Source organism: Paenibacillus mucilaginosus 3016 (assembly GCF_000250655.1).
In the GTDB taxonomy this organism is placed as follows: Bacteria; Bacillota; Bacilli; order Paenibacillales; family NBRC-103111; genus Paenibacillus_G; species Paenibacillus_G mucilaginosus.
Map to the genome: position 1 here is coordinate 5,814,970 of NC_016935.1, position 23,063 is coordinate 5,838,032.

The following is a 23,063-nucleotide window of genomic DNA, read 5'->3' on the forward strand; positions in this document are numbered from 1 at the left end:
TGTCCCCTGTCCGTTCACTGCAAGGCCTTATGGCGCCGTGCCCCGTTTTGCTCCGGCCGTATCTTTCCACTATACTAAGAGCATATCTTTGCTGAAGATCCGGCAGCCGCCTTTTACTTGAAGAAGATCCGGATCACGTACATGACCAGTGAGAACACCACACTGATCACGATGCAGGTCACAATGGGAAAATAAAACTTGACGTTCTCTTTCTCTATCGCTATATCTCCAGGCAGCCTGCCGAGCGGCAGGAATCTGCCGGCAAGGGACCACAGCAGACCCGCCGCGATCAGGACGATGCCCGCGGCGATCAGCAGCTTCGGGATCGAACCCATGAGGCCTCCGCTCCTTTCGTACCGTTTCTTACCCGCTCTCCTGCCGGTCTGACGCCGTAAGCAGGAAAGCTTCATTTGCTTCATCACTTATTGTACCTAGGGGCGGCAGAGCAAAACAAGCTTATCCGCTGAATCGAAACATGAGAACACCGGATTCCCCGCAGCACCGGGAGTCCGGCGGCCAGAAGGAGCAGACGACCTGATATGAACCGTAAAGCAACCGAAGAAGAAATCATCCGCGGCTACCAGCGGGACGAGCAAATGATGATCCTCGTCTTCGCCCAGTGGTGTATTAACCATGATCTTGATCCCCACGAAGTGTATTTGCGTGCCTATCCCGCCCAGGGCGAGAATCCGGCGCTGCAGCAGGCGGTGGAGCTCACCGTGCCCAAGGAGGAAGCCGGCGAGATACCGGACGAAACCCGTGCTCGGCGTGCTGTCCCTGTTCGGCAACGAGGAGCTGGCCTTCGCCGTCACCGAAGAAATCGGCCGCCGCAAAGCGAAGCGGAGAAACTAGTCAGCGGATCAAGGGACAGCTCAAGGCAGTCAAGCAGCTGCATGAGCGTTACCCGGCAAGTGATTTGGCTTTGAGATGTTAAAAATTTGCGTTGAATAGAGACGGGGACGATAAGCAGATGACTGCAAAAAAGTCAGCAGCCTACCCGCCGCCGGCAGCCCTGGAGCTCAGCTGCCAGATGGACCGGCGCACGTCATACCGTCCGTCCATTGTGGAGGTGCCTCATGAGTTCCATCCAGGGAATCCGCACGTCACGCCTGCGCAATTTTTTTGCCTTCCAGCGCGATCCGCTCGGCTTCATGGTCGAGCTGCTTCATGAGGGCGAGCTGGTCTCGCTGCGCACCAGCCGCACGCGCCCGACCTTCATCGTCAACTCGCCGCGCTTTATCCAGAGCATTCTCGTCAGCCAGGAAGCCTCCTTCCGCAAGGGGCGCTCGTCGGATGTGCTCCGCCGCACGCTCGGCGACGGCCTGCTCACGACCGAGAAGGAGACGCACAGCGTGCAGAAGCGCTATATGCAGCCCGCCTTCTATAAAGAGCGCATCCAGGCGTATGCCGAAACCGTGAGAGAACTCACCCGGGAGGCGGCGGACCGGATCCGTCCCGGCCAGACCGTCGCGCTGCATGACGAGCTCATGCAGCTTACGCTTGCCATCATCGCCAAGACCATGTTCGGCGCCGATGTGGACGAGCTCAAAGCGGAGCTCGCCGCTGCGGTGAACGACACGATCGAGCGGACGGCGAAGACGCTGTTCTCCCCGCTGGTCCTTCCGCTCTCCTATCCCACCCCCGGCAACCGGGTGCACCGGAGAGCGATCCGCACGCTTGAAGAGATGGTCTACGCTGTGCTGGACGATGCCTCCCGGACGCCGGAGAAGTACCGCAGCACCCTTCTCGGGATGCTGCTCGATACGACCGACGGGGAAGGGAACCCTCTCCCCCGGGAAGAGATCCGCGACCAGATGATGACGATGCTGCTCGCCGGTCACGAGACGACGGCCAACCTGCTCACCTGGGTGTTGTACAGCCTCGGCCGGGAGCCCGAAGTCGCGGCGGAGCTGTACCGCGAGCTCGACGGGCTTCACGGTACGCCGATGTCCGCCTTCGAGGCGTACCGCCGGTTCACCTTCCTGCCGAAGGTCGTCCAGGAGGCGCTGCGGCTGTATCCCCCGGCCTGGATGATCCTGCGGGAATCCGAGGAGAAGGTGGTCCTGCACGGCGAGGCCTTCCCGGCCGGCAGCACCTTCCTCATCTCCCCGTATGCCATCCACCGGAACGGGGAGGTATTCGAGGAGCCGCTGGCCTTCCGCCCCCACCGGTTCGACGGCGGGGAGAGCGCCTGGCCGCGGTTCGCGTATTTCCCGTTCGGCGGCGGCGTCAGAGGATGCATCGGCTCGAACTTCGCCATGATGGAGGCGTCCCTCATCCTCTCCGGCCTGTGCCGCTCGCTGCACTTCGAGCCGCTGGACGATGCGCCCGCGGTACCCGAGCCGCTGGTGTCCCTGCGCATCCGGGGCGGGCTTCGGATGCGGGCGGTACAGCGATAAGCACTCGGGCGCTCGAGTATATCTTTGGCTCAAGTATATCTTTTTTCGTTCCGTTGTGCTGCGCACAAAGGTCACTTTCAAAAAGATATACTCTCGCTGGTAGGTGAGAAGAAACCGTTGGCTGCGCACAAAAGTAACGATCCAATGATATTACCTTGCGGGGGATTGCTGCCCGTTTAAAAGCTGCGAATCAGGTAGCGCCAGGGGCATGGCTGCGTTCGTGCATTGCATGCTCTTCAACTAAGCGTTTCGCACTGTCTCCAAGCATAACGCGAGACAAACCAAAGCCGTCCGGGATATACGCCGGACGGCTTTGGTTTGTCGTTAAAAAAGTTAAGGGTCAAGTCAGGGGTAAGTGGTGCCGCTTCGGTTCAGGGTTGGCCTAGCTTGGCGGCTCCACCGCTGCAGCCATACCAAATAACGGAACTACGATGCGTTATCGGGGTATTTCCCATGATTTCCTGCTGGATAGCGGAACTCAGATGCCTTATGTGCCCCTGCTGCCTCGAAAAACAGCCTCCAGCAGCGAAATAGCGCACCTGAGTTCCTCTATTCCACGAATCCCCCTATCGCAGAAGGGAATAACGCATCGGAGTTCCGTTATGTCCCCGGCTGACTCCTTTCGAACGTGACCATGGTCTGCGCAGCACAAACGTGGTTGCGTTCTTCCCCCCATGCCAGCGAGGATCTATCTTTTTGAACGCGACCATGGTCTGCGCAGCACAAACGTGGTTGCGTTTCTCCCCCCTGCCAGCGAGAGTATATCTTTTTGAACGCGACCATGGTCTGCGTAGCACAAACGTGGTTGCGTTCTTCCCCCTGCCAGCGAGGATCTATCTTTTCGAACGCGACCATGGTCTGCGCAGCACAAACGTGGTTGCGTTCTTCCCCCTGCCAGCGAGGATCTATCTTTTCGAACGTGACCATGGTCTGCGCAGCACAAACGTGGTTGCGTTCTTCCCCCTGCCAGCGAGAGCATGTCATTCCGGATGCGACTATGGTCTGCGCAGCACAAACGTGGTTGCGTTCTTCCCCCTGCCAGCGAGAGCATGTCATTCCGGATGCGACTATGGTCTGCGCAGCACAAACGTGGTTGCGTTCTCCCCCCTGCCAGCGAGGATCTCTCTTTTCGAACGCTACCATGGTCTGCGCAGCACAAACGTGGTTGCGTTCTTCCCCCTGCCAGCGAGGATCTATCTTTTCGAACGCGACCATGGTCTGCGTAGCACAAACGTGGTCGCATTCTTCCCCCTGCCAGCGAGAGTATATCTTTTTGAACGTGACCTTTGTGCGAAGCACAACGGAACGAAAAAAGATATACTCGAGCACTCGAGAAAAGATAGATCCGAGCGCCTTATCCCTGCAGCACACCCGCGCGGTCGGGGCGGACGGCCGCGGGGGCCGGCTTCGACAGCTCGGTGCACTCGTCGAAGGTGAACTGCCGGCAGCCCAAGCAGCGCGCGGGGCTCACCCGGCGCAGGGCGTACGCGATCGCTTCGCCCGTGCGGCGGAACAGCCGCTCCTCGCCGATCTTGGCGCTGAGGCCGCTGCTGTCCAGGATCGGCCGGACGGCCGGCGTGATGCCCGTGAGCAGCAGCGTGCCGCCGCGCGCCTTGACTTCTTCGGCGATGTCGGCCAAAGCCGCCTCGCCGGTGGTGTCCATGTCGCTGACCTTGCCCATACGCAGCAGAAGGATCGGCTGCGGCCCGCCCGCGGCCAGCTTGTCCTTGATCGTCTCCAGGAAGGCCGACGAGGTGCCGAAGAACAGCGGGCCTTCCACGGTGAAGATCGCGATCTGCGGGCAGGAACGCTCTTCCCCCCCCTGGGCGGGCTTCACGAGCTTGTCCTGCGGATCGGGAAGCACGCCTTCGAGCTTGAGCGTGCCGCTCATCCGCTTGATGAAGAGCACGGCCGCCAGCACCAGTCCCGCGCCTACGGCGGTCGTCAGGTCGGCGAAGACCGTGAGCAGGAACGTGACGACGAGCACGACGGAGTCGCCGGTCCGCGTCTTGAGCACATGCATGAACTCACGGCGCTCGCTCATATTCCAGGCGACGAACATGAGGATGGGCGCCATGGCCGCCAGCGGGATGTGCGAAGCATACGGCGCGAACACCAGCAGCACGACAAGCACCACCAGGGCGTGGATGATGCCGGAGAGCGGCGAGGCCGACCCGTTCTTGATGTTCGTGGCTGTCCGGGCGATGGCTCCGGTAGCCGGAATCCCCCCGAAGAGCGGCGTGACCATGTTGGCGATGCCCTGGCCGATCAGCTCCTTGTTGCTGTTGTGCTTGTCCCCGCCCATCCGGTCGGCAACCATCGCCGAGAGCAGGGACTCGATCCCGCCGAGCATCGCGATAACGAAGGCGGCCGGCAGCAGATCCACGACGAGGTCCCAGGACAGCGCCGGCAGCTTGAAGGTCGGCAGCCCGGTCGGGATCGCCCCGTAGGTCGAGCCGATCGTATCGATCTTCCCGCGGAAGAACAGCACCGCGGCCAGCGTCGCCGCAATAAGCCCGGCCAGCGCGGGAGGGACCTTGGTGGTCAGCCGGCTGGTCATCAGCAGCACGGCGAGACAAATGACGGCCGTCCCGACGCTGTACCAGTTCACCGTCTCGATATGTACGGCGATCTCGCGCATATTCTCATGGAACGCTTCCTTTTTCTTGACATTGCGAAGTCCGAGGAAGTGGGCGATCTGGCCGCTGAAGATGATGACGGCAATGCCCGTCGTGAACCCGATGGTGACCGGCCTCGGAATGTACCGCATGAGCGAGCCCAGCTTGAAGAGGCCCAGCAGCACCAGCATGATCCCGGCCATGAAGCCGGCGATGAGCAGGTTCTCGTAGCCGTGCTCCATGACAATGGCGAAGAGGATCGGGACAAAAGCCCCCGTGGGTCCGGCAATCTGAAACTTGGAGCCCCCGAGCAGCGAGACGAGAAGGCCGGCGAGAATGACCGTATAAATGCCGTATTCCGGACGGACCCCCGAAGCGATAGCGAACGCCATGCCGAGTGGAATCGCCACGATGCCGACGATCAGCCCTGCCGCGAGGTCCCTTTTCAAATAAGAGGCGTTATAGCCCTGAAACCGGATGTCGGATAACATCAATGCACACTCCTTCCTCTTGGTAGGTTACGCTGGTCCCGCTAGATCAAAGCCTCGGCCGACTGCTCCTTGGCCAGTACCTCCAGGCCGTCCACCACCAGATCCAACTGGCCGGTCGACGGGTGAATGACGAGCCCGTGCACCGGCACCGTAGCCGGGAACAGCGGATGCGAGCGGATCATATTCACGCTGTTCGCCACGCTCTCCTCGATCTTCTTGAAGCCCGTCAGCCATCCGTCCAGATCGATCCCCGCATAGGTCAGCGTCCGGATGTTCTCCTCCGGAATCCCGTACCGCTTGGCGCTCTCGAGCACATTCGCGCTCTCCAGATTGGCCATGCCGCATTCGTGGTGCCCGATCACGCATACTTCTTCGGCCTTCAGTTCGTAGATCGCGAGCAGGATGCTGCGCATAATGCTGCCGAACGGGTGCGATACGACCGCCCCGGCATTCTTGATCACCTTCGCATCCCCGTTGCGAAGCCCCATCGCCTGCGGCAGCAGCTCAAGCAGCCGCGTATCCATGCACGTGAGGATGACCAGTTTCTTGTCCGGAAACTTGGTTGTCTCGTAAGCCGTGTACCTCTTCTCCTGAACAAATGCCCGGTTGTGTTCCATAATCGCACCAATAGCTGACATCTTAAATTCCCTCCACTCAATATTTTACTAGAAAATAATTTAGTTAGTTACTTTTTCTAACTTATTTTCCAGTTTTTATAATATCATACCTTATCCAGGATAACCTTAAAGGAAGATTAAAAAGTTATGTTACTTTTGTGAACATCACTCTGTCAGTTAATCTGATGGCAAGAGAAAAGAAAAACGCCGCCCCCTAAAGGAGCGGCGCTTCTCGCGCTGTGGCGTGCTGCGGGGACTGCCGGCTTGGCCGGCTTCATCCGATCCCGTAGAGGGAGGCCATGCAGTCCACGAACATTTTGTTGTATTCCTGCCGCGACAGGTCGCGGCTGCACGCAATGTCTCTTCCCAGAAATTCGTGCCAGGTAATGCGGATATCTTCCTTCTTGTAATGAAAAAGCTCATGCTGCAGGCGAAACGTCTCGTTCTCGAATTCGCCCACCTTGTTGAAGTCAAGCTTCTCGCCGCGCTGCTCGGCAGCCAGGGTGGCCAGCAGGATCAGCATTTTAAACGGATCATCGTACATCTCATACGCGGTGTTCATGAGTAAATCACGCCCCCTTCAAGATACTGCCATCTTACACCAGAACCCGAGGTACGGCATAGGACTTCGGAGCAGCTCGTGAGAATTTCGAAGAAACACAGGAGAATCCTGTAGAAAGTTCAGGAAATGGGCTTCCTTTATTTCCAGTATATGCAGGGAGGCGCCCCACCAAACATGCGGTCCGGCAGGAGAAGCAGAGCCTGCCCTTCCTTCCCGCCGCTTAAGACGCGGCGAACTGCACCTCGCCTGCCTCCCGCAGCTCGGCGAACAAGCCTCCAAGCACCGTATGGTGATGGGCAATGATCTGTTCGGCCTTCAACACCTCGGAGTCGAAGGTCGTATGACCGTCCGTCACGAGCGTCACCCGGTACCCGAGACCGAAGGCGGACCGGCAGGCCGTATCGACACAGTACTCGGTCTGCACCCCCGTGATCACCAGCCGGCCGACGCCCAGCTCCTGCAGCAGCTCATGCAGTCCGGTCCCGAGGAACGGATCGGCATGGCTTTTGTTCAGCGCGGGATCCCCGGGGAGCGGCGCAATCTCCGGATGCACGTGCCAGATCGGTCCGCCCTCCCCCCTCGGCGTTCCCGGCTCCTCCGTATGCCGGATATAGATCACCGGTGCCCCCGCCTCCCGGGCTCTCTTCATCAGACCGCTCAGCGTACCGATGAGCTCCCCTCCCCGGTACAGTTCCGGCCCCCCATAGTCCTTCCATATAAAAGGAGCCACCTGAACATCCACGACGAGCAGCGCCGTTTTATTCCCCCGCTTCTCCATGCTCCCCTGCCTCCTTCGGTCTGTTGTAGCCTTGTTCGCCGTAAGGCTGAAGCTTCTCAAGCCACTTCGCTTCGAGCTTCTTCAGGGCATCCTTCGCGTCAAAATACCCGGTTTCCTTGCGCTCAAGCACCTCCAGCACCTCCATGGTAAAAGCCTCTTCCCCATAGCGGCTCCAGTCCGCCTGCAGCTTGGCGTTCTTGTTCCCGCCCATGTTCAGCTCCATCTTCTTGCCGTTCATCGTCCTGAAATTCGGCGTACTGGTTACCCAGCGTTTGCCGTTCACGTTATTGAGGATCTGGTACACCCCGCCGGTGATTTTCGTTTCTTTATAGAGCTGCAGCAGCTCCGCCTTTCGTCCGGAATGTTTCATGGCCGCTTCTCCTCTCGATTTATCAGATTATTATAATTTAAGTTTGTTATTACATAGATATATTATGTTATTGTCTATTATTTAGTCAACACTTTCTTGAATTAAGGGGACCTGTTGAATCCCATGCCCGCTCCCCGAAGGACAAGCCCAGTCAATTTTGGACCGAAACGGACAATGCAGCATAAAGAAAAGGCCGACCGCCCTGCGTTACAATGTAAACGTTATCAATAGTGCAGGAACAAGCTTCCATTTCCAGCCATACTCCACCATCGTACCCGGGAGGTTAGCGTACTCATGACAAACCAATCTTGGCACTACCGCCGATGGCTCACCGCCTTCTGCGCCGCAAGTCTGCTGCTCTCGGCCGCACCTTCAGCTCTTCGTGCAGAGGAAGCCGGCCAAGGGACCGCCGAACCGGTCCGCATCGTACAGGCGAAGGCCCTTACGCCTACGACCATCCAATTCACCCTCAGCGGTAAGCTGAACTCGCTTCAGCCGTCGGACTTCGAAGTGCAGGCGGCGCTCGGCGATTGGAACAGCCTCAATCCGCAGCTGACGGGAGCCTACACGGTCAAATCGGCGTCCCTCGGCACAGATCACGAAGGCCGCTCGATCGTTACGCTGGAGACGGAGCAGGGACTGAACCCGGACGCGACCTTCACGCGGACCCCGGCAGAGAATCCGAAGAGCGTGCCTTATCTCAACGCCTCCTACTATACGGGGGACCGGACTGCCGACATCCAGCAGGCGGACAACCTCCTTACGTGGCAGATGGACCACGGCGGCTGGTACAAGATGGGCGACAAGTACAAGCGTGCCTGGAACGGGACAGAAGCCAAATCCGACTGGAAGGCGCCGGACGGCACGGAGCTCGGAACGATCGACAACAATGCGACGACGAACGAGATTCTTTTCCTCTCGGTCATGTATAAGGAAACCGGCGACGAGCGCTACCGGGACGCCGTGCTGAGAGGGTTCGAATTCCTCGAGAAGCTGCAGTATGCCAGCGGAGGCTGGGCTCAGGTGTATCCGTCCCGCGGCAACTACTCGGACTATGTCACGTTCAACGATAATGCGATGATGCGGGTTATGAATGTGCTCAAAATGGCCCGGGACCGCCAGTATCCGTTCAACTCTTCCCTGCTGCCGGAGGAATCGGTGCAGAAGCTGCAGGCGTCCCTCGACCGCGGCCTCGATTATATCCTGAAGTCGCAGATCCGGGTGAACGGCAAGCTGACCGCGTGGTGCGCCCAGCACGACCCGCTCACGTATGAGGCGCGCGGCGCCCGCGCTTATGAGCATCCGTCGATCTCCGGATCGGAGTCGATCGAGATCATCAAGTACCTGATGGCGCTGCCGGAGCAGACGCCCGAGGTGAAGCAGGCGGCGGACAGCGCCCTGGCCTACTTCGAAGCGAGCAAGCTCAGCGGCATCAAATACGTATCGGCCGACCCGAACAACGTCTACTTCGTTCCGGACCCGGCGACAGACACCTGGTACCGCTTCTATGACATCGCAACGAATCTCCCGATCTTCTCGGGACGCGACGGGGTCATCAAGCACAATATCCTGGAGATCGAGGCCGAGCGCCGCAACGGCTACCGTTGGGCGGGATCGTGGGCGCAGAAGCTGCTCGCTGCCGTGAAGAGCACCGGCTACTATGAAGGCCGCGTCTATGTGAAGATCGCCGGCAGCGCATCGGAGACGGCTTCGGGCAGCGGACTGGCGGTAGGCGATCTGGAGCGGATCGAGGACGCCATCCGGCCGTCCCTCACACTGGTGGAGCCCGGACGGAAGACCGGCAATCACTACAACGTGGACGGGAGCAGCATCGTGCTGAAGGGCGCGGTCAGCGAAAAGGCGGCCGTGCAGGTCAACGGGGCTGCCGCGTCCGTGGGCAAGGACCTGGGCTACGACTCCGGCGAGCTCGCCCTGCAGCCTGGCCGCAACGAGTTCACCGTGACGGCGGTTGACGCCGCAGGGAATCCCTCGGAGCCGCTTCAGGTCAACGTCGTACCGACAGGCAAAACCGGCAGCTAAGCCGGTGGGAGATCTGACGGGAGCGTGATTTGCGCACCGGGATCTCCTCTCCTGCTCGGCAGGGCAAGCATGCAAAAAAAGGCCGTACCCCTACCGTCCGTTCGTCGGACTTCGGGGTGCGGCCTTTCCATTGGATCCGAGCGCATTCCACGCTCGGGTACAGCAGCGCGGACCTGGCTGGGCTCGGGGGATGCGGGCACTGCCCGGACACCGTCCTCCATGCAGATCGCGCGGGCTGGACTTGAGCACCGGCGGCTGGGAGGCGGCACAGGGTGCAATCGCCTCTCGGACTTCGAGGCGCCGAAAGAGTGTCCTGCCTCTCCGCCCCCAGCCCGGCACAAGGGCACAAAGCTGCAGCCCGCTAGCTGTCGTACCGCAGCTGCTCCTCCTCCGCGATCTGCTGCAGATCGAACGCATTGATGGTGAGGATGCGGTAGCCCTCCTCCTTCTCGGCGTGCTTCAGCGCCATCTCCCGGATGAACCGGGGGGAGCCCCCCTGTTCTTCGTCATAGATGAGCAGGAGCCCGTCGGAGTTGCGGAGCAGGAAGCGGTCCTTCTCCTTGAACTGCCACGGTCCGTCGTACTTCGTCTTCGTGACGCTGTTGACGTAATCGGCGCGCGCGGTGAGCGCCCGGTAGATGTTCTGCTTGTCCTCGCTCCAGTTCTCCTCGGGCTCGATGAACGGCGTAATGACGGCGAGCTGCAGCGGCCAGCCTTCGGTCTTCAGCTCGAGCGCCGTTTCCGCGGCCCACAGCTCCACGCCCCACTGCCCGCTGACGATGACCCACTCGAGCCCCTCCTCCAGCAGGGACAGCAGCTTCGCCCGAACGGCTTTTTTTATGATGGGAATGCCGGGATGCTTCTGCGAGAAGATGCCGAGCTCCGACGCTTTATATCCGGTTACTAGCACACGTTTCAAGGGGTAACGCTCCTCTGTCTCGGCCCGGGGACTCCCCCTGGACCTCATGTTGTTATGTAGGATTCCACAACCGACCCACGAAACCCTCCCCGCGTCCCCAAAAAAGAAAGACGGCCGCCGGATGACCGGCGAACCGTCCTGTCGTGCCGTGTACCGGCTGTCGTCCGTGATAATCGTGCCCGGTGCCGCTTTTGCACAAAAAAGCACCATCGCCATAGAAGCGCCGCTGCGCCCAAAGTCTTCCCGCCGTTCCCTGCGCGCGGAAGACATGGCGGCGAAGCCTCCATCCAACCGGTTGAAGCCTCGAACCGGCCGGTTGGTGCGTCTGCCGGCCGATGAGCCGGCCCGCTTACCCCAAGTCCGGCACCCCGCCGGCCGCGAGCAGCAGATTCAGCTCCTGCGCGCCCGCTCCAGCCTCCAGCGCATCGCCGGCACTTCCTGCCGCCGGTGCCGCCGCCATCGCCTGGATCATCTGTTCCACATCCGTATCCGTCCACACCGTGCCGTCCGCCAATTCGAACCGCTCGATCCGGTAACCGCCGTTGACGAAGAACCGGTCCACGGTCAGCTCCTCCCCGCCCGCTTCGATGACCAGGTTCCCGCCGTCGCGGGACAAGGTCAAGTCATCTTGGCCAAGTGCCGTGAACGTAAGCGTATCCTGCTCGCCTTTGACCCCGGCGTCCGACACGACGGAGGAGCCGAGCACGGAATCCATCACGTAGTGGTCCTGGCCTTGGCCGCCTGTCATGATGTTCTTACTGCTGTAGCCATGAATGGTCAGAACATCACTCCCGCTCCCGCCAAGCAGCTCGGTACCCGCCAGCCAAGAGCTCAAGTGATCCTGTCCGTTCCCTCCGTCGAAGACGTTATCCTCTCCCCCGCCGTTCTCCCCGGTCTGCAGGAGATCATTGCCGCCCTCTCCTCGGACCACATTCCTCCGGAAATTGGAATAGTCGGCTGTCAGGAAAGTATCCTGCCCGTTCCCTCCGGAGTAAGTGCAGTCGTCACTGGTCATAAGGAACTCATCACTGCCGTCGTTGCCATAGTACTTGCTGTATTCGTTCCCGTTATAATCGAAATCACCGGGCGTACTGTTAAAAAGATCATTTCCCGCCCCTCCGGCAATGGTCGAATGAACGGCATTGTACGTATTGAACGTATCATCCCCGGCCTCCCCGTCATAACGGTTGTTCTGTACGAAGAGAGCATAGATATCATCGCCCCCTTCTCCCCCGCGAACGGTGCCGTCCGAAATCCCGGAGAGGACCATGGAATCGGTTCCTGTACCCAAATGCACCGTATTGCGGCTCAGGTCCAATCCGGCATCCGTCAGGAGCTCTACCGTATCGTCCCCGGCTCCCATGGATGCTTCATTGTCGGATCCTTGCAGCAGCAGGCTATCGGCCCCTGCTCCGCCCGTGATCAGATTGGAGCTTCCCGCCACCTCGAGCCGGTCATTCCCGCTATTGCCATGTACCGCATTCTCTCCCGAGGTCACCAGGAGGCGGTCGTCGCCCCCTTCGCCGTAGAGCGTATTGCTTGCCCCCGTCACGCCGAGCGTGTCGCTGCCGTCTCCCCCGTGCAGCACATTGCTCCTGCTCGCCGCAGCCAGCACATCGTCTCCTGCCAGCGCAAACAGATGCTCTCCGCCCTGCGCCGAAGCCACCAGCACATCGTTCTCCTGCGTCCCGAACACCAGCTTAGGTCCTGTCGTCTCCGCCATGGTCATCCTCCTCCACCAGGTTATGATCAAAAGACGTGCTTCCGGCCGGAGGCCCGGGATCATCCAAAGCCTCCGTGCCTGATCCTCCTGCTGTCCCTTCCGTCCAGCTTACCCCTGGGCCGGTGCGCCGCCGGCGGCCAGCAGAAGGTTCAGCTCCTGCGCTCCCGCGCCGGCTTCCGGCGCATCACCTGAAGCACCCGCCTCCGGTGATGCCGCCATGGCCTGGATCATCTTTTCCACATCCGTATCCGTCCACACAACGCCGTCTTTAAACTCGAACCGTTCGATCCGGCAGGAGCCGTTCACGAAGAAACGGTCCACCGTCACCTGCATATCGGAGTATCCGCTTAAGACCAGGTCGTCCCCTTCCCGGGACACATCGATCCCATGATGCGTGAGGAAACCAAAAGCAAGCGTATCCTGCTCCCCTTTCGTTCCGTTATCCGATACGACGGAGGAATTCGCGAGCAGGTTAATCACATAGGTGTCCTCGCCCTGTCCGCCTGTCAGCGTATTGCCGCCGTTGTAACTTACGACGGTTAATACATCGTTCCCGGTGCCGCCCAGCAGCTCGCTGCCTGCCAGCCATGAGGTCAGGGAATCGTTCCCGGCCCCGCCGTCAAACACGTTATTCGATCCCACGCTGATCTCGCCGGCATGAATCAGATCATTGCCGCCCTCTCCCTTGATCAAGCTGTCGTCCAGCCTGGTGTAACGAACGGTCGCCAGGAGATCATCGCCGTTCCCCCCGTAATACGTTTCCCGGCTGCCGGCCGTCCAGAGTTCGTCATTGCCGTCATTGCCATAGTACTTGTTATCGAAGCGCGTGTAGTCTTCGTAGTCTCTGCCGCCTTTCCCGTTGACGAAGCTATCGCTGCCGCTGCCCCCGATGAAGCTGGAATGGGAGGCGTCAAATCGGTAAACGGTGTCATTCCCCGCTTCTCCGTCAATCCGGTTGTTCGCAGCAAAACTCGCTGTCAGACTATCATGGCCTTCTCCGGCGCGCAGGGTGCTGTTCATCACCCGGTCCAACCCGGCGGAATCGTTCCCTGTCCCGAGAAACACCGTATTTCGTTCGGCCGCTTGCTCGGCCTGCCCCCCATCGCTTCCGAGCAGCAGCACATCGTTCCCGGCTCCCATGGATACTTCATTGTAGGAACCTTTCAGGTTCAGCTCATCCTCTCCATCCCCGCCCGTGATCAGATTGGAGCTGCCGGTTACCTCGAACCGATCGTTCCCTTCGTTGCCATGAATGGCATTCGAGCCCGACCCCGACCCCACCAGAAGAAGGTCGTCGCCTCTTTCGCCGTAGAGAGTATTCTTCGAGCCTGTCAGCCCCAGCGCATCGGTTCCGTCTCCTCCGTGCAGCACATTGCCGCTGCTTGCCGCACCCAGCACATCACTCCCGGCAAGCCCAAAGAGATGCTCCCCGCCCTGTGCCGAAGCCATCAGGACATCCATCTTCTGCGTACCGAATACCAGCTTAGGCCCTTTCGTTTCCGCCATCTTGCATTCTTCCTCTCCGATTCAGAGTTAAAAAAGCAAACGTTACATTCATGCAGCCTCTTCGAAGCCGAAAAAAGCGGATTCGAGTGATCCGTTACGGGTCAAGCCTGATTACATATCGGCCCGTCCGCTTTTTGCGGCGCCCCGGGTACATACCGCCCCCTTGGGCGCGCTGCCGCTTTCTTAGCAGCAGGGACTTAAGCTGGAGCTGGAGCTGGAGCTGGAACCGGCCCCGGTTCCGGCCGCACCGGCCGGCACGGAAGCCGACGGATGCCCCGCTGCTGCCTGCGAGCCCAGACCCTTGCGGCCCCTAAGCCGACACCGCTGCTCCCCCGGCAGCCAGCAGCAGACTCAGCTCCTGCGCCCTCGCGCCGGCGTCCGCCGCATCGCCTGAAGCACCCGCCTCCGGTTCAGCCGCCATCGCCTGGATGATTTTCTCGACATCCGTGTCCGTCCATACCGTGCCGTCCGCCAGCTCGAAGCGCTCGATCCGGTACGAGCCGTTGACGAAGAAGCGGTCCACGATCAGCTCCTCCCCGCCCGCTTCGAAGACCAGGTGCGCGCCGTCCCTGGACAAGCTCAGGTCATCGCGGCCCAGCGAGGCGAAGACGACGGTATCCTGCTCCCCCTTGATGCCGTAGTCGGACACCAGGGAGGAACCGAGCGCGGAATCGATCACATACCGGTCCTGTCCCTGCTCGCCCATAAGCCAATTCTCGCGGCTGCTGCCCAGCGTGGTCAGCACATCGTTCCCGCTGCCCCCGAACAGCTCCGAACGCCCGAGCGAGCTCGTCAGCGTATCCTGGCCCGCGCCCCCGTCGAGCCGGTTGTAGCCGCCCTCGATGGTTTCCGCCGCTTGAATCGTATCGCTGCCTCCCTCTCCCAGGATCACCGTTCCTTCGAGAGTCGAGTTTTGCACCACCGTGAACGTGTCTTCTCCGTTGCCGCCCTTGTACAATTGGTAGATGCCGGATACCGTGAACTCATCATTGCCCCCATCGCCATGGTAGGTGTTGCCGACATTCCCGTGGTCGTACCAGGCGTCCACGGCATTCACGAAGCTGTCATTCCCGCTGCCCCCGATGAAGAACGATCCCTCCGAATGGTAGCTGTGGAACGAATCGTTCCCCGCTTCGCCATCGATCCGGTGACCGCCGCTCTCCGACACGCTGAAATTCTCGTTCCCCTCTCCTCCGCGCACGAAGCTGCCGGAGATACGCAGGCCTTGGAAGCTCGCCGAATCGTTCCCTGCCCCCAGATTCACCGCATTGCCTTCATACGTATTCCCGAATCCCGTGACCTCGCCGCTCAACCAGTCATTGCCGGCACCGAGCGTTACTTCATTGCGGGATCCAAGCAGCTTCGCGGCATCCGAGCCAGCCCCCCCTGTGATGAGGTTCGAGCTGCCTCTGACCTCGAAGCGGTCACTGCCGTCATTGCCGTGAACCGCATTCTCTCCGGATGTGACCAGGAACCGGTCACCGCCGCCCTCCCCGTAGAGGGTATTGCCTGAGCCCGCCACCCCGAGCGTGTCGCTGCCGTCTCCCCCGTGAAGCACATTGCCGCTGCTCGTCGCTGCAAGGATATCGTCTCCCGCCAGCGCAAAGAGGTGCTCACCGCCCTGCGCCGAAGCCACCATTACATCGTTCTTCTCCGTGCCGAACACAAGCTTCGCTCCCGTCGTTCCCGCCACAGCCATCATCCTCCAAGGGTTCTGATATGAGGCAGCAGCCCTTATGATCCCGTCGCAGTCTGCTGCTGATGTCTCCTACATGCTATCATAGAAGAATGCCCTCATGAAGACGTTTTCACCTAAATTTTTCTTGATTTGGTAAACCCATACTTTAACAGAGACTTACAGAAGTTCTCCTTTCGGAAATGCCAAAAAAGCCGTTCTCCGGCAGCACCAAAGCTACCGGCAGGAACGGCTATCCGATTCGGCCAATGTCCGTTACAACAGAGGATGCCCTGCTGGCGGCGCGAGCAGGAGTGCGAGTGCTTCGTCCCGCTCCGGGGCAGAAACCGCTTCCAGGGAACCGCCACTTCCAGGGGCGGCGGCCATCGCCTGGATCAGGCTCTCGACCTCCTTGTCGGTCCACACCGTGCCGTCTGCGAATTCGAACTGCTCGACGCGGGCCGCCTTGCTCTCGAAGAACCGCTCAACGATCAGCTTCTCCGTCCCCGTCTCACTTGCGATCTCGAGATCGGCCCCCGAGCGGGCGGCCTTCACGTCCTCCGCTTCCGCAGCCAGGAACTTCACGCGGTCCTGCTCGTTCCAGATGCCATCCTCCCGGATCGTGTTGGTTCCGACACCCGGTCCGATCTCGTACAGATCCTCCCCTTTACCTCCTGTAAGCGTATTCTCCAATGAATAGCCGGTCCACTCAAAGCCGGTTACGGCGAGCGTATCGCTGCCGGCCCCTCCTTTGAGCGTGTTATAGAACGAGACGGAGGTCAGAGCATCGCGGCCTTCCCCGCCATCCAGCACATTGCCCGTGCCGCCCGACGGGAATTCGATCGACAGCTCGTCATCTCCCCCGTCGCCCTTCAGCACCGAGGCATACAGCGAGGTATAGGCCTCCACCCGCAGCGTATCGCCGCCGGCTCCTCCGAGGAACATATTGTCTTCGCCCGAGCCCGCGAAGAAGTCATTGCCTTCATTGCCGAAATACTTGTTCCCGGAGCTGCCGTCCTGTCCGTGCTCATCCACCGCATTCGCGAAGTGATCATTCCCCGCTCCGCCGACGAAGACGGACCGGTACACATTCAGCGCCCCGAACTGGTCGTCTCCCATGCCGCCCTCCAGCCGGTTGTCTCCCGACTCGCGGACGAACAGATCATCGGTGCCCGCACCGCCCAGGGCTGTATTGCGGCTGCCCCAGAGCTGCAGGCTGTCATCCCCGTTCCCAAGCTCGATCCGGTTGTCGTCGGAGGGGTTCAGTTCATCGTATTTTTCAAAAACAACGTCATCCTCCCCATCCCCCGTCACGAGATGGCTGCGGTCTCCGGCATAGCTGAGAGAGTCATCCCCCGCGCCTCCGGTAACCAGGTTGTCCCCTCCGGTGACCCAGAAGGTATCGTCGCCGCCGTTGCCGTGGATCCGGTTATTCTCGGCATCCACCGTCAGCCTGTCATCCCCCTCCTCGCCATACATGACGTTATGCCCGCCCAGCACCTCAAAGTAGTCGTTGCCGAGGCCCCCGTGAATATCCGCATATTCACTTCCACGAAAAACCTGAATCCGGTCATCGCCGTCCGAGGCGAAAATCCGGTCTCCCCCTTCCTGCGAAGCCGTCAAGTTGTCGCTGCCTCTCGTACCGAACACGATACGGGGTTGTGCCGGGTTACTCATCTTTTGCATCATCCTTCCTTCGATGGTTGATTATGGTTCCCCTCCACCTCCATCGTAGCACACTCCCCTGCTCCGGGGTACTCCTTTTAGGCATGTTCTTCCCCGCGGGCCGCACTTTCTGTCCATGGCAAATACCGGAGGGAGCTCCTCCGGCAGCCGGGTCAAGCTATGTACCTCCCGGGCCTCTTACAATACCTGCAGCAGAATGAGCATAAGCAGGAAGCCGGACATGAACGAGAACGTCGCCGAGAGCTCCCTTCCGTTCTCCTGGCTCTCCGGGATCAGCTCCTTGAACAGGATGAAGAGCATCGCCCCCGCGGCAAAAGAAAGCCCGTAAGGCACGAGGGATCCGACCGTCTGCGCCAAGCCGTAGCCGAGCAGCGAAGAAACGATCTCGACGGCTCCCGTAAGGGTAGCGATACCGAACGCCTTCCAGCGGCTGATCTCCTGGGTTACGAGGAACAGCGCGACCATCAGCCCCTCCGGGGCATTCTGCAGCCCGATCGCCAGTGCGATAATGCCGCCGAGGCTCTGATCCTCGCTCGCATAGCTGACTCCGACGGAGAGCCCCTCCGGGATGTTGTGGAGCGTGATGGCGGCCAGCACCAGGATCGCCTTGCGGTCAAGCACCTGATTGACCTTCCGGGTGATGGGCAGATGCGGCACCCCTTTCTCCACCAGTGCCAGCACCGCCGTTCCCAGCAGCACGCCGGCAGTGATCACCCAGACGCTTCCCTGCTTCATGGCTTCGGGAATCAGGCTGAAGGTGGTCGCCACGATCATGATGCCCGAGGAGAGCGCCAGCAGCATATCCCTCAGGCGCTGGGTCGTTCCTTTCATGACGAGGATCAACAGGGCTCCCGCCCCGGTGGACATCGCAGACAGAATGCTTCCCCACAGCACTTCCCACATACGGCATCTTCCTCTCTCTATAGGGCCCCTTCAGTGGCCGGTCTTGGGACATGCGGTCCGCAGACGGCCGGCGGCTTCCCTCTTCATTACCGCATTCGGGCGGCGGCGACGCAGGCACAGGACACGCCGCGGAGGAAATCGGGCAGAGGCGGCTAAGGGGTTCAGGGCAGAGACGGCCGCAGTGGGGAAGGGCATCAGCCTTGCATGGAAAGGGCTAGCAGTGCCCCACAGAATCGAGCTCTGCCGAGAGCTGCATGTGAATACAAAGAAGAACGGCCGCAGACCGTCCTTCTTCATTGCGACAGGGGATATGGCGGCTGCCTGCTGTCTTACCGCGGTGATTTGCCCGGAGCCGAAGATCGCTCCGCCCCAGCCGCAGACTTCATGGAGGCGGGCTTTCGGCGCAGGAAGGCGAAGAGCGCCCCCGCCGCCGCCAGCACCAGCGGGAAGCCCGCAGCCCAGCCGCTGAAGGCATAGATCGCAAGACAGAGCACCAGGGAGAGGCCCGCCCACACCCGGCCCCCGCTCTTTGCGGGCAGCAGCCGCAGGGCGGCCGCCATCACCACGATGTACGAGAAGATGAAGATGGCGCTCGGCCACTTCACAAGCCAGGCCAGGCTCGGCTCGGCCGTGCCGTAGTACAGGAGCACGCCGCCGAAGACCGCGCCGCAGCCGTACAGCGCCGCGATCGGCGAGCGGTGGGCCGGATGCAGCTTCGCCAGCCAGCCGGGCAGCTCCCCTTCCCGGGCCTGGGCGTAGATCATCCGGGAGAAGCCGGCGATATTCGTGTGCACGGAGCTGAACGTGATGAACAGCGCCAGCGCCCCCGTGACCGCCCCCGCCGCCGAGCCGAACGCCTTCTCCATGAGCAGGCTCAGGGGAGCGAGCCCCCCGGTGCCCCCGTAGGAGCCGGTGCCCACCGTCACGGCGACGATCGACAGATACAGCACGATGATCAGCAGCGCCGCCGTCATCAGACTCAGCGGAATGTCCCGCGACGGATTCCGGAACTCCTCCGCCAGCGGGACGATCATCTCCCAGCCGCAGAAGCAGAAGAAGATCGTGACCGCCGCAAGGCCGACGGAAGCCCAGCCGTGCGGTAGGAACGGCTCGAAGCTCTCCCGTTCGACGAGCGGGGCTGCGCCACCGGCGGCTATCATCAGCATCAGCGCGATGATGACGATGACGACGACCTGCACCCAGCCGGCGAGCTCAATGCCTCGGGCATTCAGCAGAAGGGCGCAGAGGATCAGCGCCCCCGCCAGGACGGTTGTGCCGGTATGGGAGAGGCTGAACAGGCTGCCGACATAATGCGCCCCCGTCAGGGCCATGACCGGCACGCCGATCGGAATGGACCCGAGCATCGTCCAGCCGAGCAGATACGCGGCCCGGTCGCCGAAGGCCCGGCGGGCGAAGGACACGACGCCCCCGGAGTCCGGAACCGCCGAAGCCAGGCGTCCCATCGTCAGGGCGATCGGCAGCACGAGCAGCGACATCAGCATCCACGACAGCAGGGAGGCGGGACCCGCCTCCTCCGCCGTCAGCGCCGGCAGCACCAGAATGGCCCCCGCCGAGAACGGCGCCCGCTGTCATCGCCGCGCCCTGCACCCAGGAGAGGGAGCGGCGAAGCTCCCGCTCCTCAGTCATTGCCGCGCGGAATCTTGGTGAAGGCCGCGATCAGCACGTCGCGGTGGCCGCTCTCCGCCCCCGGGCACAGGATTACCGGCGTCACGCCGTGCATCGTGCGGCGGTCGTCGCCGATGATGCAGTCCATCGGCTCGGCCAGCGTCAGTCGGCCGAGCGGTTCGCGGTTCAGGCTGTAGATCCCTGTCTCGCCGCCTTCAATGCTGCTGCGTTCGATCAGGAACGTAAGGATGAACGTAGTGCCGTCGCGGTGGATGCCCTCCGGTGTCGGCAGCCCGGCTTCCTGCGGCTTCGCCAGGATGCGGTACTGATGAATCTTGATGTCCCAGTCGCTCCCCGGCTCGAGGCGGTCGAACATGCCGGCGCACCACTGCAGCAGACCCGTGAAGAAGGAGCTGGCCGATACGCCCTCCTCCATCGGTTCGAAGTGGCGCTGAATGCCGCCGTTCAGGGGGTTGATCTCGTACGACTGGAAGTACGGGCCGTGCGGCAGCAGCTCAAGGGAGGCGTGTTCCGGCCGGTACACGTAATTGCCGTACCGGCGGAGGCGGTACTTGCCGTTGTCGCCCATATACCCGTCCATCTCCAGGCGGTTCCAGCTGTCCGCGAAGGCGTTCCAGCTCTCTTCCGTGAAAAATTCGGCCTGGCGTACGGCCCCGCCGCGGATATGGCAGAAGCCGGGGCCCGCCAGACGCTCGACGATCAGGTTGGTGTCCACACCGGTAACATCTTGAATCTGCATCGTAATCATGGATAATAACCTCTTTTCTATAATGGGTTAATGCGATGCTTCAGTAAAGTATGCAGGACTGCGAATCCGCCGGATCAGCGCTGCAGCACGAGCTCCAGAATCAGGTCGTCCGCCTGTTCCTCCCCGCCTGCTGCGGCGTCGTGGGGGATGGCCGTCCCGTCCCCGAGCCGCTGCTGCCTGCCGAGCTGCTGGAAGAAGCTGTTCAGCGAGTACTGCTGGAACTCCTGGGCGAAGGCCGGGAAGCGGGAGACGTACATGCCTTTCTCCGCGCTGCGCGAGATGCAGAACATCTGGCCGGGGGACACGCGCCAGCGAACCCAGCCGGTAATGTCGCGGTTGAAGGCGGCCATTGCGGCGTCTAGCGTGCCCTTAAGCTCGCTGTACCAGCCGCCGGTCACAACAAGGTGTGTCCACTCGCGGTCCAGCGACTTCTTGATGCGCAGCTCCTGCGCGGACAGGACCGCCTCCTCCAGCTTCACATGGGAAGCGTGGATCATACAGGCCGCGGGCGCCTCACGCAGCTCGGGCATCTTCGTGCCGAAGAGCCCGTCCTCCAGCCCCGTATACCGGCCGATGCCGTACCGGCCCAGCACTCCGTTCAGTTCGCCGATCATGGCAAGCAGCGGCATCGACTGCCCGTTCAGGGCCACAGGCAGCCCTTCGCGCAGCTCCAGCGTCAGCTCCAGCGGTTCCGTGCTGCACGCTTCCGGGGGAGCGGTCCACTCGAACACGCCGTGCGGCGGCACGTCCTGCGTGCAGTCCTCCAGCGGGCCGCTCTCGATGACGCGGGCCCACAGATTCTCGTCAACCGAGTAGAGACTCGGCGAGAGCGGGAATGGGATGCCGAGCGCTTCGAGGAACGGCGCCAGGGCGGCCATCTTCTCTTCGCGTGAAGCGTACTCCCCGACGGCCGGACAGAAGATATCCATCTCGGGCGCCAGCGCCATGATGCTCGTCGTGTACCGGGCCGCCGAATTCTGCAGCGGGGTCGCACTGTGGATGATGAGCCGGGCGCCGATCTTCCGGGCGAGCTTCACGGCTTCCCTGGCAATGAGGGGGCGGGTATAGCTCGAGGAAATCGGGTAGTGGTCGTTGAACAGGGCGTTCGCCAGAATGCCCTTCGTGATATTCTCCTCGCAGAGCGCGCTGCGCACATCCGCGATCTCCAGCCGGATGCCGAGAGCGGACGCCGTCCCGCACAGGTGGCCCGGCATCGCCTGGCCTACGTCAGCCGTCAGCGCATGCACCTCGAGGCCCAGCTCCTTCAGCATCAGGGCGGTGTACATACTGTCGAGACCGCCCGAATACAGCATGACCGCCTTCTGCCCGCGGTGCCTCTGCGCCTGCGAGTAGGAAAGCAAGATTTGACCCATGATATCCCTCCTGATCTGATCATCTAATCGGTTACCGGTATTGTGCAGGCCTCCATGCCGAACCTGTGTTCAGTATAGGGCAGGCCGCCCGGACCGTGAATAATGCATATGCATTACCCTGTTCTTAACAATCGGGCTTGACCCCCTTTTCATACAATTTCGAGTACTTTCAGAATCATCGACGCCTTCGAGGCGACCCCCAATTTGCCGTGTATGCTCGCGATCATGACCCGAACCGTATTGGGCGAGATGCCGAGCGCCTGTCCGATCTGCTTGTAGTCGTAATCGAGCAGCCAGTATTTGGCGATCTCCATCTCCCTGCCCGTCAGGCGGAACGCCGCCAGCTGACGCTCGATGGAGGTGAGGACATGCCGGCGGCCCGCCAGCTCCCGCTCCGCTTCCCGCACCAGTCCCCCGGTGAGCGGATACAGATACGACAGAGACACATGCTTCGGCACCGTCAGCGCCAGGTACCCCGCCGTCTCCCCGTAGCCGTCCTTCACCGGCATGCAAAAGCAGGACCAGTCGCGGAACAGGCACAGCGTATGCTCCCGCCCGCGGGTGAACATGCTTCTGCCGAGCTCCACGGCGGCCGAGACGGCATGGATGCCGGTCTCCTCCAGCGTCAGCCGGGTGCCGGGTCCGATATTGTGACGCTGCAGCCGCGTCAGCACCTGCGCCGTGCTCTCGAGATGCAGCAGCGTGCCGTCCGTGTCGGCGGCCATGACGATCGTCAGCCCGTCGCGGTACAGCACGGAGGGCTGCTGCAGCCAGCGGATCAGCCGCCGACGCCTCGCCTGGCGAAGCCGCAGCTCCGCTCCTTCCAAGCGCGCGCTCAGATAAGTAACGTCCGGATCCTGGATCCGCCGGGAAGCGGCCGCTTCCAATCTCCTTCTCTCTTCGGGAACCAGGCCGAACGCTGTGCCCGGTCTTGTCCTGCCCTCCATTCTTACTTCAGTCCTTCCTTCTGTCCGTCCGGACCTGTCCGTCATGAATCCACCCATCCTC

The 23,063-nt window shown here is 61.4% G+C and carries 18 protein-coding genes and 1 pseudogene; 3 read left to right on the top strand and 16 right to left on the bottom strand.

From position 1 onward, the window contains the following. Positions 1–113 precede the first annotated feature (113 nt). A complete protein-coding gene (locus PM3016_RS23730) occupies positions 114–335 on the bottom strand; it encodes a DUF2905 domain-containing protein (protein WP_013919146.1) in 222 nt (73 codons plus the stop codon). 204 nt (positions 336–539) lie between these two features. Between PM3016_RS23730 and PM3016_RS23735 the strand changes: the two are divergent. Both PM3016_RS23735 and PM3016_RS23740 read left to right on the top strand, forming a co-directional pair. Then, positions 540–852 (top strand): annotated as a pseudogene (locus PM3016_RS23735) (hypothetical protein). A 224-nt stretch (positions 853–1,076) separates the two neighbouring features. Next, positions 1,077–2,399: a cytochrome P450 gene (locus PM3016_RS23740; protein ID WP_013919148.1), complete on the top strand. Its 1,323-nt coding sequence runs from the start codon at positions 1,077–1,079 to the stop codon at positions 2,397–2,399. A 1,354-nt stretch (positions 2,400–3,753) separates the two neighbouring features. Here the strand turns inward: PM3016_RS23740 and PM3016_RS23750 are convergent. The 5 genes from PM3016_RS23750 to PM3016_RS23770 all read right to left on the bottom strand — a co-directional run bounded on the left by PM3016_RS23750 (position 3,754) and on the right by PM3016_RS23770 (position 7,835). Further along, positions 3,754–5,508: a SulP family inorganic anion transporter gene (locus tag PM3016_RS23750; RefSeq protein ID WP_014371251.1), complete on the bottom strand. Its 1,755-nt coding sequence runs from the start codon at positions 5,506–5,508 to the stop codon at positions 3,754–3,756. A 41-nt stretch (positions 5,509–5,549) separates the two neighbouring features. Next, entirely contained in the window at positions 5,550–6,146 is a 597-nt protein-coding gene (locus PM3016_RS23755) for a beta-class carbonic anhydrase (RefSeq protein WP_014371252.1), read from the bottom strand. A gap of 253 nt (positions 6,147–6,399) precedes the next feature. Beyond that, positions 6,400–6,687 carry a hypothetical protein gene (locus PM3016_RS23760; RefSeq protein ID WP_013919151.1) on the bottom strand — a complete coding sequence of 96 codons (288 nt, stop codon included), beginning with the start codon at positions 6,685–6,687 and terminating at the stop codon, positions 6,400–6,402. A 220-nt stretch (positions 6,688–6,907) separates the two neighbouring features. Further along, positions 6,908–7,465 (bottom strand): cysteine hydrolase family protein, encoded by a 558-nt coding sequence (locus PM3016_RS23765; RefSeq protein WP_013919152.1) that lies wholly within the window; start codon positions 7,463–7,465, stop codon positions 6,908–6,910. Continuing rightward, the gene (locus tag PM3016_RS23770; protein ID WP_013919153.1) at positions 7,446–7,835 is read right to left on the bottom strand and encodes a GIY-YIG nuclease family protein; all 390 of its coding nucleotides are present in this window, start codon (positions 7,833–7,835) and stop codon (positions 7,446–7,448) included. The genes PM3016_RS23765 and PM3016_RS23770 overlap by 20 nt, the downstream gene beginning before the upstream one ends. 294 nt (positions 7,836–8,129) lie before the next feature. On the opposite strand from PM3016_RS23770, the gene pelA reads away from it, so the two are divergent. Further along, the gene (gene pelA / locus PM3016_RS23775; RefSeq protein ID WP_014371253.1) at positions 8,130–9,875 is read left to right on the top strand and encodes a pectate lyase; all 1,746 of its coding nucleotides are present in this window, start codon (positions 8,130–8,132) and stop codon (positions 9,873–9,875) included. A 361-nt stretch (positions 9,876–10,236) separates the two neighbouring features. Here the strand turns inward: pelA and PM3016_RS23780 are convergent, their stop codons facing one another. From PM3016_RS23780 to PM3016_RS23825, 10 genes are all read right to left on the bottom strand, one after another. Beyond that, a complete protein-coding gene (locus tag PM3016_RS23780; protein WP_049819069.1) occupies positions 10,237–10,842 on the bottom strand; it encodes an SLOG family protein in 606 nt (201 codons plus the stop codon). Positions 10,843–11,143: 301 nt separating this feature from the next. Continuing rightward, positions 11,144–12,517 (bottom strand): calcium-binding protein, encoded by a 1,374-nt coding sequence (locus PM3016_RS23785; protein ID WP_013919156.1) that lies wholly within the window; start codon positions 12,515–12,517, stop codon positions 11,144–11,146. Positions 12,518–12,625: 108 nt separating this feature from the next. Next, a complete protein-coding gene (locus tag PM3016_RS23790; RefSeq protein WP_013919157.1) occupies positions 12,626–14,023 on the bottom strand; it encodes a calcium-binding protein in 1,398 nt (465 codons plus the stop codon). Positions 14,024–14,333: 310 nt separating this feature from the next. After that, positions 14,334–15,716 (bottom strand): calcium-binding protein, encoded by a 1,383-nt coding sequence (locus PM3016_RS23795; RefSeq protein ID WP_014371255.1) that lies wholly within the window; start codon positions 15,714–15,716, stop codon positions 14,334–14,336. A 258-nt stretch (positions 15,717–15,974) separates the two neighbouring features. Continuing rightward, complete coding sequence (locus tag PM3016_RS23800; protein WP_016362827.1) at positions 15,975–17,375, bottom strand: calcium-binding protein; 1,401 nt, start codon at positions 17,373–17,375, stop codon at positions 15,975–15,977. A gap of 186 nt (positions 17,376–17,561) precedes the next feature. Further along, positions 17,562–18,287 (bottom strand): ZIP family metal transporter, encoded by a 726-nt coding sequence (locus PM3016_RS23805; RefSeq protein WP_013919161.1) that lies wholly within the window; start codon positions 18,285–18,287, stop codon positions 17,562–17,564. A gap of 329 nt (positions 18,288–18,616) precedes the next feature. After that, entirely contained in the window at positions 18,617–19,843 is a 1,227-nt protein-coding gene (locus tag PM3016_RS23810) for an APC family permease (protein WP_014371257.1), read from the bottom strand. A gap of 83 nt (positions 19,844–19,926) precedes the next feature. Beyond that, positions 19,927–20,682 (bottom strand): 2OG-Fe dioxygenase family protein, encoded by a 756-nt coding sequence (locus PM3016_RS23815; RefSeq protein WP_014371258.1) that lies wholly within the window; start codon positions 20,680–20,682, stop codon positions 19,927–19,929. A gap of 74 nt (positions 20,683–20,756) precedes the next feature. Next, on the bottom strand, positions 20,757–22,055 hold the full coding sequence (locus PM3016_RS23820; protein WP_014371259.1) for an argininosuccinate synthase domain-containing protein: 1,299 nt from the start codon (positions 22,053–22,055) through the stop codon (positions 20,757–20,759). A gap of 149 nt (positions 22,056–22,204) precedes the next feature. Next, entirely contained in the window at positions 22,205–23,047 is an 843-nt protein-coding gene (locus PM3016_RS23825; protein ID WP_164923396.1) for a helix-turn-helix domain-containing protein, read from the bottom strand. Positions 23,048–23,063: the final 16 nt, after the last annotated feature.